Below are 12,855 nucleotides of genomic sequence, written 5' to 3' on the forward strand. Positions count from 1 at the left end.
TCCGCAGCAGCCCCACCGGACGGCGCCGCCATCCTCTCCAGGAGAAAACAGCGATGACACCCACGGACATCACCCGCGCCCTCACAGACCTGCTCTTCAAACCGGCCCTTGACCTCGACGAAGCCCTCGACCGGCACTTCACCCCCGACTACCGTCAGCGCACGGATGGCGTGTGGAGTGACCGGACCTCCTTCGCACAGCACATGACACGTCTCCGCTCCCTGGTCCGCAGCGGACACATAGAGGTCCACGACGAACTCCGCGACGGGCTGCGCTACGCCGACCGCCACACCGTCACCGTGACTCAGCACAACGGCCGCACGTCCCGCACCGAGGTCTACCTCTTCGCCCGGTTCGCGCCCGACGGTCGCTTCCAGCGCGTCGAAGAGACCACCCTCCTGGTCACCGGCCATCCCGACGACGGGAACCTGGGTCTCGTCAAGTGACACGGACGGGACCTTCGGCGCGTGCTGCCTTCTGGAGGTCCTCATGGGGGCCGTGCGAACCTCGAGAGGCTGAAAGCCGTCTCTCTGAACGAGTGCGTGGCGTGGTCCCGGTCAGTTCGAGCGGAACGGCGCAAGAGGCGGCGGACGGACCACCGCAAGACGCGCCTTCGGCCGATGCCCGTCTCCGCGAGGGCCGGTGGATGTCTCCGGACATGGCTGTCCGGTGCCGAGACATGGGGACGGGAGCGGCCATGGTGTCCGTGGGTGAGAGACTGAGCAGGGCACGCATACGGGCCTTCGTCGGCCGGGACGAGGAACTCAGGTGCTTCGAGAGGGCCTTGGCCGGCGATCCGCAGGCGCCGTTCGCGTTCTACGTGTTCGGGCCGGGCGGCATAGGGAAGTCGACGCTTCTGCGCTGCCTGGCGGACCAGGCTCGTGCGGCAGGCCGGCTGCTCGTCGAACTGGACGGCCGTTTCCTCAGCCGGGACCCGGACGTTTTCGAGCGCGCGGCCGGTCCTTTCCTGGACGTTCCCGGCACGGTCCTGGTCCTGGACTCCTTCGAGCACTGCCAGTGGCTGGAAAGCTGGCTGTGGCAGCACTTTCTGCCGCGCGCCGCTGACGGCGCCCTCGTCGTCCTGGCCGGTCGGCTCGCTCCGCAGCCGCAGTGGACCGCCGACCCCGCCTGGGCCGGGCTCTTGCACGTGACCGAGCTGGAGCCGTTCTCCGAGGAACAGGCCCGGAGCCTGCTGGCCGCGGCGCGGATCCGGCCCGAACTGCGGGACCGGGTGCTGCGCTTCGCCGGAGGCAACCCCCTGGCGTTGTCCCTCGCCGCGGCCGCAGGATCGACGGGCTGCAGCCGGGAGGAGATCTGGTCCCCTTCGGCGGATGTCCTGCGAACCCTGCTGACAGGGCTGATCGGTGAGGTGCCCTCGGCTTCCCACCGCCGTGCCCTGGAGGTGGCGGCACAGGCTCACTCGACATCCGAGGAACTGCTCACCGCGGTGCTGCCGGAGGAGGACGCCCATCTTCTCTTCTCCTGGCTGCGGGACCTGCCCTTCATGGAATCCACGCATCGCGGGCTGCACCCGCACGACGCGGCACGCGAGACGCTCGCCGCCGATCTCCGCTGGCGGGCTCCCCAGGCGTTCGTGACGATGCGCCGCCGACTGGCGGAGGAATACCTGCGCCTGCTGCGAGAGGCGCCCGAGGAACGGGTCTGGACCGTCACCGACGAGCTCTTCTACCTCTTTCGCGAGGGGAAGATCCTGGCCCGGCTACGCACCTGGTCCCGCGAGGACGAGGTGCACGACCGCCCGCTGCACCCGGACGACATGGACGTCGTGCTGCGGATGGCAGCGGAGACCGAGGGGCGCGCCTCGGCAGAACTGGTCCGGTACTGGGCACAGCGCCAGCCGCAGGCCTTCAGCGTCTATCGCCTCGTCAGCACGGGCCGCATCGTGGCATTCACTGCCCGGCTCGTCCTGCCGGCTCCTCCCGACCCCCAGGACCTGGCCACCGATCCCGTCGTCGCCGCGGCGTGGGAACACACCGACGCCACCGCGCCGGTGAGCCCCGGCGAACACATCGGCATCAGCCGCTTCTCGGTCTACCCCGAGCGGTACCAGGTCCCCTCACGCGTCATCGACCTGAGCAGTTCCCGCGCCCAGGCGGAGGCCGCCCGCGCCCGCGGCCGTGCCTACGGCTTCGCCGTCTGGCGGGACGCCGAGACCTGGGCCGAGCGCGTCAAGGGCACCCTCAGCGACACCGGTGCGCGACCGCGGGTGGGCGAGCACACCTACGGCCTGTTCGGCGTCGACTGGCGCCGAGTGCCCGTCGAGGCCTGGCTCAACCGCTTCATCTCGGCCACCGACGCCCCTGCCCCGTCCGGGCCGTCGGCCTTCTCTCGCACCGCGTTCGACCAGGCCGTGCGCGAAGCCCTGACGCACTGGCGCGACCCGGCCGCCTTCGCAGCCTGCGCCCTGACGCGCACCCGGCTGGCGGCCGACCTCTCCGACCCCGTCCAGGAACTGCGCGCCCTGCTCCGCCGGGCCGTCGACGACCTTGCCGGTGACCCGCGCGGCGTGCGCGCCCGCGAGGCCCTGACGGCGGGCTACTTCTCCGGCGCGCCCACCCAGGAGGCCGCCGCCCGCCGCCTCGCACTGCCGTACGGCACCTACCGGCGCCACCTGCGCCAGGGCATGGACCTGCTCTGCGAGGCCCTGTGGCGGCAGGAGCTGCACGGCCCCCGATAGCCACGGCCGGCGCCCGGCGTCGGCAGGACGGGGTGGACAGCTACGGACAGGAGTGGACAGTCATCAACCCTGACTGACCTGGAGAGTGGACACCGCTCCGCACGAGGCTGTGCGCCATGAACCTCCCACGCACACAACCGGGGCGGACTCCGCCCGCCCCCAGGCAGTCGGCCGTGCTCGCGGTGCTCGCGGCGGCCCAGTTCACCGTCATGCTCGCCACCTCGATCGTGAACGTCGCGCTGCCGCAGATCCGCGCCGGTGTCGGCCTGTCGGACAGTGGCACCACCTGGGTGGTCAACGCCTACGGCTTGGCGTTCGGCGCGCTTCTTCTGGCCGGGGGGCGGGCGGCCGACCTACTCGGTCGCCGCCGGGTGCTGGCCGCCGGCCTCGCGCTGTTCGCGGCTGCCTCGCTGGCAGCGGGTGCGGCCACCTTCCCGGGCGTGCTGATCGCGGCCCGCGCCGTTCAGGGCCTCGGTGCCGCCGCCATCGCCCCCGCGGCGTTGGCCTTGGCCATGGACCTGTTCCCGCCCGGTCCCGGGCGCGGCAGGGCACTGGGGGTGTGGGGCGCGGTGTCCGGGGCCGGGGGAGCGGGCGGCGTCCTGCTGGGTGGTGTCCTCACGCAGGCGTGGGGCTGGGCATGGATCTTCTACGCCGTCGCGCTGGGGACCGTACTCGTCCTGGCCGCCGTGGCGGCACTCGTGCCACCGTCGGCCGGCCGCAAGGCCGGGCGCTTCGATCTGCTGGGCACCGTCACCGTCACCCTTGCCCTGACCGCCCTGGTCTGGGGACTGACCACCGCACGCGGCGTCGGCTGGACGGACGGCCGCGTGCTCGGTGCCCTCGGCGCCGCCGCCGCACTGCTCGCGGCCTTCGGCGTGATCGAGCTTCGCCGGCCGAACGCGCTCATACCGCCACGTATGTTCACCACGGGCCGGGTGGCTGCGGGCAACCTGCTGATGGCCCTGCTGGGATCCGTGTGGATCGCCCTGTTCTTCTTCCTGCCGCTCTACCAGCAACAGGTCCTCGGATCCAGCCCCCTGGCAGCTGGCATGGGCCAACTGCCCCTCGCGGTAGCCAACATGCTCGGATCGACCCTGGCCCCGCGCCTGTCCCGGCGCATCGGCGCCACCGCGACCGTGACGGCAGCCCTGCTCACCGAGGCCGCGGGCCTGCTGTGGCTGTCGCGGATCAGTGCCGACGGGAGCTACTTCGTCGACGTCCTCGGTCCCAGCACCCTGGTCGGCCTCGGCTTGAGCATCGCCTTCGTCCAGCTCACCGCACTCGCCGTGGACGGCGTCCCGCCACAGGACGCGGGCCTGGCCGGGGGACTGGTGAACACCACCCGCCAGGTCGGTGGCGCGATCGGACTCGCCGCCCTCGCGACACTCGCCGCCTCGGTCACCGCGAACGCCGCGGTCCACCGGTCGCACGTGGAGGCGCTCACCGCGGGCTACCGGGTCGCGTTCACCGTCTCGTCCGCGATCCTCGCCGTCACGGCCTTCCTCGCGCCGCTCCTCACCCGCCGTACCGGTGAGCGGACCGCAACCGCCCCCACCTGCCCGGCCTCCGGCCCGTACACCCCACGAGCGTCCCGGATCGGCTGAACCGATGGATCAGCCGACCACCGCACAAGCCATCAACCACCGGCACAAGCCATCAACCACCGGCACAACCCATCAGAAATGGAAGCACACTCATGGCCACTATCGACGAGACCGCCCCCGTCACCGTCCGCCTGAGCACAGTGATCGACGCCCCGCTCACGACGGTGTGGGACCTGCACACCGACATCGCGGCCTGGCCCACATGGAACGCGGACGTCGACCGGGCTGAGGTCAACGGCCCACTCAGGCCCGGCAGTTCCTTCACCTGGCGAACCCACGGACTGGACATCACCTCCACCGTGCACGAACTGGTCCCCGGCGAGCGGATCGTGTGGGGCGGCCCCGCCGGCGGCATCACCGGCATGCACGTATGGACGTTCGAGCAGAGCGGCGACCACGTCATCGTCCGCACCGAGGAGTCCTGGAGCGGCACCTCGGTCGAAGCCGCGGCCGACCGGCTCGGCAAGGCCCTCCACCAGTCCCTGGAGAACTGGCTCTCCAGCCTCAAGGCGCGTGCAGAACACACCGCCTGACGACACACCACATCATGTCGCATCACCGAAAGAGGTTTCTTCCATGACTGCTGACAAGCCGTACCTGACCGGCCACTACAAGCCCGTCGCCGACGAGATCACCGCCACCGGACTCACCGTCGAGGGCACCCTGCCCGCCGAGCTGACCGGCCGGCTGCTCCGCAACGGCCACAACCCCAAGCCCGGCGTCACCCCCACCCACTGGTTCAAGGGCAGCGGTATGGTCCACGGCATCCGGCTGCGCGAGGGCCGCGCCGAGTGGTACCGCAACCGCTGGGTGCACACCCCCGCCCTGGACGGCGCCCCCTACATGACCGAGCACGGACCGGACCTGACCGCCAGCACCGCCGGCACTCACGTCATCGAGCACGCCGGACGGCTGCTCGCGCTGTGCGAGGCGAACCACCCCTTCGAACTCGGCCAGGACCTGGAAACGGTCGGCGCCTACGACTTCGACGGCAAACTGCGCACCGCGATGACCGCGCACCCCAAGGAGGACCCGCTGACGGGGGAGCTCCACTTCTTCGGGTCCTCGCCGTTCCCGCCCTACCTGGTGTACTACGTCGCCGACGCCAAGGGCGAGATCGTCCACAGTGCCGAGGTGCAGGGAGCGACGGCCTCGCTCAAGCACGACTTCGCCATCACGCGCCACCACGTGGTCTTCGTCGAGGGCAACGTCACCTTCGACCCGGCGGACCACTCCGGCATCCCCTACGGCTGGAGTGACCAGCAGCCCTCCCGCATCGGTGTCATGCCCCGCGGTGAAGACGGCGCCGGCCACATCCGCTGGTTCTCCATCGAACCGGGCAACATGCTGCACGTCGCCAACGCCTACGAGGACGGCCAGGGCCGCATCGTCCTGGAGGGCCCCACGGTGGACCGCGAGGGCTTCCACCTCTCCTGGAACTGGTGGATCGGCGCGCCCGGGCGCGGAAGCGAGCCCGTCGCCCGCTCCTACACCCGCCGTTGGGTGGTCGACCTGACAGCCGGCAGCGTCGACGAGCAGATCATCGACGACCTGCCGGTGGAGTTCCCGACTCTCAACGAGGACTACGTGGGCGCCGAGAACCGCTACCAGTACGCAATCTCCTTCCCCGACGAGAAGGGCCTCGGCGGTTACGGCCTGGTCAAGTACGACCGCACCAGCGGTGCCCGCCGCATCTACCAGGTCGGCGACGCCCGCATGCCCAGCGAAGCCGTGTTCGTCCCCGCCGCCGGAGCAACCCGTGAGGACGACGGGTACCTGCTCACCGTCGTCTCCGACCTCAAGCAGGACGCCTCGCACCTGCTGGTCCTCGACGCCTCCGGCCTCGACCGGATCGCCACCGTCCACCTGCCTCACCGGGTGAGCGCCGGGCTCCATGGCTCCTGGATCCCCGACAGCGCCCCCGAGGGGAACCTGGGCTGATCACCACCACCCGCCCTGGGGGACGGGCACGACTCGTCCCCCAGGGCCCCGGACATCCCCCAGCCCCCGCACGACAAGGAGCGATCATGAAACCCCTGCTGTTCCCGAAAGACGCCCAGTTCTGGTACGAGACCCTGCGGTCGTTCGGCCACATCACCTACGGCGGGGCCGACTTCGGCGAGGTCGTCTCGACGAGTGTGCGCATCGTGGAGGGCGACTACGGCAGCTGGCACGACGAGTGGCTGGCCACCGCAGACCGCGTGTCCGCCGAGGCCCGGCGGGCCCTGGCGCAGGGCCACCCGGTCAGCGCCCGTGACGGATTCCTCCGGGCGTCGAACTACTACCGGTCGGCGGAGTTCTTCCTGCACGGAAACCCGTGCGACCCCCGCCACCACCACGCCTACGACCGCAGCGTGGAGTGCTTCCACGCCGCCGCGGAACTGTTCACCACTCCACGGATCGAGCCGGTCCGCATCCCCTACGAAGGCGGCACCCTGCCCGGCTACCTCTACCGGGCCGACGCCTCCACGACCGCCCGGCCGACCGTGGTGATGCACAACGGCTTCGACGGCACGGCCGAGGAGATGCATTTCTTCGGGGCGATGGCGGGTGTGGAGCGCGGCTACACCGTCCTCGTCTTCGAAGGCCCGGGGCAGCCGGGGCCGTTGCACCACGACGGGCTGGTCTTCCGTCCGGACTGGGAGAACGTCGTGGGCCCCGTCCTCGACTTCGCGCTGACCCTGCCGGAAGTCGACGCAGGCCGGGTCGCGTTGCTTGGCAACAGCATGGGCGGACTGCTCGCCCCGAGGGCGGCGGCCTTCGAACGCCGGCTGGCGGCGGTGATCGCCCTGGACGGCGTCTACGACCTCGGCCAGGCGGTCACCAACGCCGTACCCGGTGACCGGGACGAGGCCGAGCGGCGGCTCCGCGCGGTCTCGGACCCCGAACTCGACGCCCGCCTGCACCACTTGATCGCCACCGACCCAGTCATGCGGTGGGCGTTGAACCACGGCATGTACGTGATGGGAGCCGACACCCCCCGCGCCTTCGGTGCCGCCTATCTCGACTACCACCTCCGCGACGGCCTCGCCGAACGGATCGAGTGCCCCACGCTGGTCTGCGAGGCCGTCGAGGACCTGTTCTTCGGTGGGCAGGCCCGGCAGCTCTACGACCACCTCACCTGCCCCCGGACCCTGATGGAGTTCACCTCGGCGGAGGGTGCCGATGCCCACTGCCAGGCGGGCGCCCAGCGACTGGCCCTCGCCCGCATCTACGACTGGCTGGACGACACACTGCGGCGACGGCCTGGAGTCTGTCAAACGAGCGGCTCTGTCTCACATCCGGTGGTGACGCTTCGTGTTGACAGTGACGGCCCGTGATACCAGTAGGCCAGGGGGATCTGCACAGACATTCCGGGGAGCCGGTCTCGGTCGACCTCGGGCAGATTCCAGGGCCAAGTGCGCCTTCCGTATGGCGGGCGGCGACGGGCCCGCCGACCAGCTACGACGGCGACGATGGGCACTCCGAGGCCACGACAGGTTGTCGTGCGTGTAGGCGTGTGAGGGGGCCCGGGTACAGCAGGCCGGGCGTTCGAGGCGGCCGGTTGCGGTTCGGTCGCGGCGGGGGTTCTGTGAAGGACGCGATCTTGGCCTTCAGAGTCCGCCATGCTGCTCGTTGCCGTTGTTGCGGTTCGCTCCGGCCGATGATGGCTTTCAGATTGACGATCTGCTGGTCGATCCGGCGGGCGCGAAATGGGTCGGACGGCCTGAGCCGGTCGAGGCGGCGGATTGCTTCGTTGATCCGGGATGGGATGGGCATTGTTGCCCAGGATGAGACCGGGTGCTCAGCGGCGTCCGTGCTGAGGAGTGTTTCGCGTGTGTCCATCCGGATCACCGCGCGCCAGTACTCGGCTGTGATGGGCTGATCGGAGAGGTACCAGGCTGCTGGGTCGCCTCCGGCTTGCTCCACGGCGGTCCGGTTGTCGCACCGCTCGCGCCGTAGCGGCCAGTAGAGGATGGACGGGGCGGAGGCGACTGATATCCGGACGCCGGTCCGGTCCGGGTCCCGCAGGCCGCTGTCGTGCCAGGGGCCGTTGGTGAGCCACACATGCGGCAACCGGCCGTCCAGATGGCGTGTTGCCTGGGATGTGGTGTCGATGTAGCCGGACGCGCGGATCTCTTCCCAGGACGTGATGCTGGTGTAGTGGAAGAGGGTGCTCGGCAAGGTCACGATCGTCCTCGCCGACGACCTACCCGCACTGCACTCCCTGGTCACCGGCCTGCGCCGGGACCAGGAGCCGTCGTCGCCGGCCTATCAAGCTCCTGGGGCTCGGGCCAGGTCGAAGGCCACTTCACGCGGATCAAGCTCCTCAAGGGGAAAGGCTATGGCCGAGCCAACCTCGACTTGCTCCGCAAACGTGTCCTCCTCACACCCTGACTGCGTCCGGACTTGCGTGTCCGGCCTGCTTCTCGGCTGTCGCGACTCAGACCACGGATGCCCGCTGGGGATCGACTGGGTCGATCCCCAGCTCCTCGAATCGGCTCTCCAACGCTTCCAACCCGGCCTCCCGCCGGAAGTCCTTCTCCGCCTTGCTGATCGGCAACAGCCACAGGATCCGGGCATGGGCACCATCGCCCCACTTGCAGATCTCGAACTCGGGCCCGAATGGATAAGGCAGACTCACCAGGTAGTGATCGCAGTCCGAGTCGTCGAGCCATGGCCTGCCGATCGGTACGGTGTGCCCGACATCGAGTCGTTGGTGAACGGGCCCGCAGTGGTAGTACGCATTCATCGTGACGCTCTCCAGGTTGAGCCACTCGTCGCGCGGCGCCGCGAGGAAGAACTCAACCCCATGGCCGTCGTGTTGCGTCGATTCCCAGCATCCTGACGTCACATACAGCCACCAGTCGCCAGGGTGAGCTGGGTGGACCCGGAACACCCGAAAGCCGGGCACACGATCCTCGATCGGCCCGTCGACCCCCGACACCTCATCGACGACGCGGCCCGGGAGCGTCCTGCGGAGATGATCGAGCAGAGCGGAACTCGCAGCAGTGTTCGGCATCCGATCATCATGCCTGAGACCCTCGACACCCCTCGGATGGGCTCCAACGCTGGGTGATCACAAGATCTTCGCCAGAGCCCGGAATTCCCCAGAGCAGAGTTCACGGAACTCCCCAGGGGTTGGGTCGCCTCAACCTCCCGTGCGCGTGGTGCCGGTCGGCAGATGGGCGACCACGAGAGCGGCAGCTTCTTCAGGTGTCGCTCCTTCGCCGAGAAGGGCGGCGTAGCCGGACGCATAGACCTTGTAGGGCGGCCCACTGCAGACGATGAAGGGCAGGTTGTCTGGCTTGCGCCAGGGCGGGGCGCTGCTCAAGAAGTGCAATGTGCCATGGGTCGGGAAGGGGTAGAGGGCTCGCAGCTGCGGTTGTGCGTGCGCGGCTTCGATGACCGGCGGGTCGCCTTGGCGGGTCCCTGGAGTCCGCTCCAGCAGGTGGCGCCAGGCCGTGGCGATATCAGGGGCTTCGGGCATGGTTCGATCATCCAAGATCGCGGGGGCTGCGAACAGTGGTGGGTGGTGAGCAGGGCGCTGCCTGCAGCCCTATGCGGGAACGCGCCCGCGTCCGCAGCGAGAAGGGCATCCGCTGGGCGGACGCCCCTTCAACACCGAAGCCTGACCAACCACGAACCGCAGCACCCGAACGCCGACGGCGCGAGTTCAGGAAAAGGACAGTGACAGAAGGATGATTCAAGAGGCGGACGGCTCGATCTCCCCCGCAAAGACGATGACCTGGTCGATGAGGCTCCGCCGCAGATGGACGACGTCCGTTCCCGCCAGGCGGGGACCTCCGTCCGGCGTGGTGAAGACCCACTGGTACCGGGCCCACTCGTCAGGCATGTCCACCGCCGAGCAGCGCACCATCGTGCCGGTCCCCGCCGGGTGGCGCCGGATGTCCAGCACGAACCGCTCGACCGCCGCGATTCCTTCGCTGCGACCCAGCGGCCCCCAGAAGACCACGTCTGAGGTCAGAGCCTGGGAGAGCAGGGCAGTCACATAACTGTCGTCCGAGGCGTTGAACGCGGAGATGAACGTGTCGATAGCGGAGCGTGCAATCTCTTCCTGCATGCCCCAGTAATACCAGCCGTTTCGCGTGCGCTCGTCCCGTGAGTCGCCTTCCGAGCGGTGTGGGGTTGGCTGCGGTCGGCGCGTCCGCGGCGGGTCGCGACCGGGCGGATGCTGCGGTGGCCGTAGGGACGGAAGCGTTGGCTGACGCTAAGGCGGTGCCGAGCAACGCCCGGCGGGTCAGGAGCCGGTTGTCGTTCAACATCCCCGAAATGGAAGGTGTCCCTTCCACTAGGTCAGGGTTGCTCGACCTAATGGAAGGGACACCTTACATTCATCCACATGGCAAAGCAGGTACAGCAGGACCAGGTGACGCGCGCGGCCCGTCGCGCTGTACTCATCGACGGCATACCCGTGTCTACGTTGGGCGTGATAGCCCTGGCACTGGGCAGCAACCCCCATCAGAGCACCGCCCAGAAGGCGTGGTGGATCGCAACCACCGCCGTCTTCACCCTCGCGATCGTCTGGGTGCTGCTACGGGCATTCCGGCGCGCGGACGAATACCTGCGCAGGATTCAGCTGGAGAGCATGGCCATCGCGTTCGCCGCGGTCCTCGTGGGGCTGCAAGTGGCTACCCTGCTCGATGCCGCGGGCATCATCCAGCTCCATCAGCTCGCGCAGTTGATCCTCCTTGGCGGCGTGGGCATCTGGATGACGATCGCCGACCTGCGTACCCGCCTGAACCGGTGACGGCGCACTGTGAAGAACCGACTCCGCGAACTGCGTGCAGCTCGCCGGTGGAGCCAGGCCGACCTGGCCGACCGGTGCCAGGTCTCCCGGCAGGCCATCAACGCCATCGAAACCGAGCGGTACGATCCCAGCCTGCCTCTGGCGTTCACCATCGCCGACGTCTTCGGCCTGACCATCGAGGAAATCTTCCGTCCTGACCGGACGGAAACGGCGGGCGACCCGGCCTGACATTGAGTACTTTCAGCCGGACCCTTCGGGAGCATTCTCGACGGTGAGCCGAAGGGCGACAGCTGTCACCAAGATCTCCGGACGAGTGGTGCCGGGCTCTCCACGACCCGCTGGGCAGCTCAGGCGACCGGCGAAGCACCGGCGCCGGTGACACTGCCCCTGCTTCGCACGCCACCGTGACAGATAGCGCGCCCACCTGGTGACATCTACCGTGCTTCGGCCTCACCGAAGCCGCAGGTCAGTAGAGGTTGATGGTGACACCTATCGTGCTTCGGCTCACCTGTGACTGATTCCCAATCATGTTTGTCAAGCAGTGGGCCGTAGGCTGCAGACCATGGAATCGTTGATCGCTGCCGTCCGTGAGCAGGAAGAAGCTGCCCGAATTCTCGCTTGGCCGGGTGACTTCGACCTGGACCGAGGCGATCATGTCGAGGAAGTGCACCTCACCTCGGGCGCCGCGCTTGAGGGGTTCGCTGGCGACGGTGCTGGGGGGCACGTACTTCTTCTGCGGTGAAGGCGGCGAGGAACGTCCCATCCGCTATGCCGACTCCGAAGGAGGTGCGGCTCTGATTGCCATCGGCCTGACGGCGGCGATCTCTTCGTTGAGAGCCAGAACGGACCGGGCCAGGGTGTTCACCAAAGCGGCGGCTGTGCTCTCCCCGGCCACGGCGATGTGCTGGGCCTGCGACGCAGCAACAGCCGCATCGGCCACCGCCTGGGCGCCACGCACTTTACGGTTCTTCAGCCAGGTGGCGAGCCGGCTCGGGCCGACCCGGCGCAGGTCGGCCGGAGTCTGGTAGCCGGTCAAAAGGATCAGTGCGGCTTTGGACGCGGCGTAATCGAAGGTCCGTTCCAGGGCCGGGAAGTACTCCAGCAGCTGTTCCCGCATCCGGTTGACGGCGCGGGTGCGGTCGGCGGCGAGGTCGTAGCGGCGGGCGGTGAGGATCTTCAGGTCCACCGCGATCTCGTCCCATTCCTGCAGAGGCTGCAGGTCCCGGCGCATCCGTGCCTGGTCGGCAATAACGTAGGCGTCCTTCGCATCGGTCTTGCCGTCTCCACGGTAACCGGTAGCCACGGGAAGCGGCGTGGTGGACGGTTCGGCCAGGGTTGTAGAGAGCTGCTGACCATGGCTGGTCAGCAGGGCCATCAGCAGAGCGCCACCGCCGGCGTTCAGATCGACGGCCGTAGCTCGCGGTTGTCGAGTCCAGCGAGAAGCAAGAGGCCGTGTTGTCGAAGTGTCGCGTGGTCGTGGTTGCCGGGTCCAGTCGGTCCACCCGTGGGTGTGACTGTCTCGCCCATCGGTTCGGGAACGCGCTGACCGGCCGGAGCGCCGGCCCCGGCACGACTCGGACATGAGCGATGCGGAGTGGGCACTGGTGCGGGACCTGCTCCCGGTGCCGGGATGGCTGGCGGGCCGGGGCGGCCGTCCGGAGGGCTACTGCCACCGGCAGATGATCGATGCCGTGCGCTACCTCGTCGACAACGGCATCAAATGGCGGGCGATGCCCGCCGACTTCCCGCCCCGGCCACGCGTGTATGCCTTCTTCGCCGCTGGCGGGACACGGGACTGGTGA

Annotated in this window: 15 protein-coding genes; 10 read left to right on the top strand and 5 right to left on the bottom strand. The window is 69.0% G+C overall.

What is annotated here, in order from left to right; genetic code table 11:
* Nucleotides 1-53: 53 nt before the first annotated feature.
* From ACFYZB_RS38210 to ACFYZB_RS38235, 6 genes are all read left to right on the top strand, one after another.
* A complete protein-coding gene (locus ACFYZB_RS38210; protein ID WP_388766309.1) occupies nt 54-446 on the top strand; it encodes a nuclear transport factor 2 family protein in 393 nt (130 codons plus the stop codon).
* A gap of 260 nt (nt 447-706) precedes the next feature.
* Nucleotides 707-2,698 (top strand): ATP-binding protein, encoded by a 1,992-nt coding sequence (locus ACFYZB_RS38215; RefSeq protein ID WP_388766310.1) that lies wholly within the window; start codon nt 707-709, stop codon nt 2,696-2,698.
* Between the two features lie 116 nt (nt 2,699-2,814).
* Nucleotides 2,815-4,302, top strand: coding sequence for an MFS transporter (locus ACFYZB_RS38220; protein WP_388766312.1), 1,488 nt, complete (start codon nt 2,815-2,817; stop codon nt 4,300-4,302).
* A gap of 92 nt (nt 4,303-4,394) precedes the next feature.
* The gene (locus ACFYZB_RS38225) at nt 4,395-4,835 is read left to right on the top strand and encodes an SRPBCC family protein (protein ID WP_388766315.1); all 441 of its coding nucleotides are present in this window, start codon (nt 4,395-4,397) and stop codon (nt 4,833-4,835) included.
* Nucleotides 4,836-4,878: 43 nt separating this feature from the next.
* Nucleotides 4,879-6,243: a carotenoid oxygenase family protein gene (locus tag ACFYZB_RS38230; protein ID WP_388766317.1), complete on the top strand. Its 1,365-nt coding sequence runs from the start codon at nt 4,879-4,881 to the stop codon at nt 6,241-6,243.
* 86 nt (nt 6,244-6,329) lie between these two features.
* Nucleotides 6,330-7,622, top strand: a complete 1,293-nt coding sequence (locus ACFYZB_RS38235) for an alpha/beta hydrolase family protein (RefSeq protein WP_388766319.1) — start codon at nt 6,330-6,332, stop codon at nt 7,620-7,622.
* A gap of 121 nt (nt 7,623-7,743) precedes the next feature.
* On the opposite strand, the gene ACFYZB_RS38240 is transcribed toward ACFYZB_RS38235, so the two are convergent.
* The 4 genes from ACFYZB_RS38240 to ACFYZB_RS38255 all read right to left on the bottom strand — a co-directional run bounded on the left by ACFYZB_RS38240 (nt 7,744) and on the right by ACFYZB_RS38255 (nt 10,366).
* Nucleotides 7,744-8,472, bottom strand: coding sequence for a hypothetical protein (locus tag ACFYZB_RS38240; protein ID WP_388766321.1), 729 nt, complete (start codon nt 8,470-8,472; stop codon nt 7,744-7,746).
* A gap of 253 nt (nt 8,473-8,725) precedes the next feature.
* The gene (locus ACFYZB_RS38245; RefSeq protein ID WP_388766323.1) at nt 8,726-9,304 is read right to left on the bottom strand and encodes a suppressor of fused domain protein; all 579 of its coding nucleotides are present in this window, start codon (nt 9,302-9,304) and stop codon (nt 8,726-8,728) included.
* A 129-nt stretch (nt 9,305-9,433) separates the two neighbouring features.
* A complete protein-coding gene (locus ACFYZB_RS38250; protein WP_388766324.1) occupies nt 9,434-9,772 on the bottom strand; it encodes a DUF6193 family natural product biosynthesis protein in 339 nt (112 codons plus the stop codon).
* 216 nt (nt 9,773-9,988) lie between these two features.
* Complete coding sequence (locus ACFYZB_RS38255; protein WP_030825962.1) at nt 9,989-10,366, bottom strand: hypothetical protein; 378 nt, start codon at nt 10,364-10,366, stop codon at nt 9,989-9,991.
* A 279-nt stretch (nt 10,367-10,645) separates the two neighbouring features.
* Here ACFYZB_RS38255 and ACFYZB_RS38260 point away from each other — a divergent pair, with 279 nt between their 5' ends.
* The 3 genes from ACFYZB_RS38260 to ACFYZB_RS38270 all read left to right on the top strand — a co-directional run bounded on the left by ACFYZB_RS38260 (nt 10,646) and on the right by ACFYZB_RS38270 (nt 11,795).
* The gene (locus ACFYZB_RS38260) at nt 10,646-11,053 is read left to right on the top strand and encodes a hypothetical protein (RefSeq protein WP_388766326.1); all 408 of its coding nucleotides are present in this window, start codon (nt 10,646-10,648) and stop codon (nt 11,051-11,053) included.
* Between the two features lie 9 nt (nt 11,054-11,062).
* A complete protein-coding gene (locus ACFYZB_RS38265) occupies nt 11,063-11,281 on the top strand; it encodes a helix-turn-helix transcriptional regulator (protein ID WP_388766328.1) in 219 nt (72 codons plus the stop codon).
* Between the two features lie 334 nt (nt 11,282-11,615).
* Nucleotides 11,616-11,795, top strand: coding sequence for a hypothetical protein (locus ACFYZB_RS38270; protein WP_388766331.1), 180 nt, complete (start codon nt 11,616-11,618; stop codon nt 11,793-11,795).
* 24 nt (nt 11,796-11,819) lie between these two features.
* On the opposite strand, the gene ACFYZB_RS38275 is transcribed toward ACFYZB_RS38270, so the two are convergent.
* Nucleotides 11,820-12,635 (bottom strand): IS110 family transposase, encoded by an 816-nt coding sequence (locus tag ACFYZB_RS38275; RefSeq protein WP_388766332.1) that lies wholly within the window; start codon nt 12,633-12,635, stop codon nt 11,820-11,822.
* Between ACFYZB_RS38275 and ACFYZB_RS38280 the strand changes: the two genes are divergently transcribed.
* Entirely contained in the window at nt 12,634-12,855 is a 222-nt protein-coding gene (locus tag ACFYZB_RS38280; protein WP_388766333.1) for a transposase, read from the top strand. The two genes, ACFYZB_RS38275 and ACFYZB_RS38280, sit on opposite strands and share 2 nt — an antisense overlap.

It is taken from the genome of Streptomyces sp. NPDC001852 (assembly GCF_042891825.1).
Taxonomy (GTDB): Bacteria; Actinomycetota; Actinomycetes; order Streptomycetales; family Streptomycetaceae; genus Streptomyces.

Coding starts and splice junctions, on each gene's coding strand:
- ACFYZB_RS38210 (WP_388766309.1), top strand. CDS start 54: ATGACACCCACGGACATCACCCGCGCCCTCACAGACCTGCTCTTCAAA.
- ACFYZB_RS38255 (WP_030825962.1), bottom strand. CDS start 10,366: ATGCAGGAAGAGATTGCACGCTCCGCTATCGACACGTTCATCTCCGCG.
- ACFYZB_RS38270 (WP_388766331.1), top strand. CDS start 11,616: ATGGAATCGTTGATCGCTGCCGTCCGTGAGCAGGAAGAAGCTGCCCGA.
- ACFYZB_RS38235 (WP_388766319.1), top strand. CDS start 6,330: ATGAAACCCCTGCTGTTCCCGAAAGACGCCCAGTTCTGGTACGAGACC.
- ACFYZB_RS38280 (WP_388766333.1), top strand. CDS start 12,634: ATGAGCGATGCGGAGTGGGCACTGGTGCGGGACCTGCTCCCGGTGCCG.
- ACFYZB_RS38245 (WP_388766323.1), bottom strand. CDS start 9,304: ATGCCGAACACTGCTGCGAGTTCCGCTCTGCTCGATCATCTCCGCAGG.
- ACFYZB_RS38225 (WP_388766315.1), top strand. CDS start 4,395: ATGGCCACTATCGACGAGACCGCCCCCGTCACCGTCCGCCTGAGCACA.
- ACFYZB_RS38250 (WP_388766324.1), bottom strand. CDS start 9,772: ATGCCCGAAGCCCCTGATATCGCCACGGCCTGGCGCCACCTGCTGGAG.
- ACFYZB_RS38275 (WP_388766332.1), bottom strand. CDS start 12,635: ATGTCCGAGTCGTGCCGGGGCCGGCGCTCCGGCCGGTCAGCGCGTTCC.
- ACFYZB_RS38230 (WP_388766317.1), top strand. CDS start 4,879: ATGACTGCTGACAAGCCGTACCTGACCGGCCACTACAAGCCCGTCGCC.
- ACFYZB_RS38220 (WP_388766312.1), top strand. CDS start 2,815: ATGAACCTCCCACGCACACAACCGGGGCGGACTCCGCCCGCCCCCAGG.
- ACFYZB_RS38260 (WP_388766326.1), top strand. CDS start 10,646: ATGGCAAAGCAGGTACAGCAGGACCAGGTGACGCGCGCGGCCCGTCGC.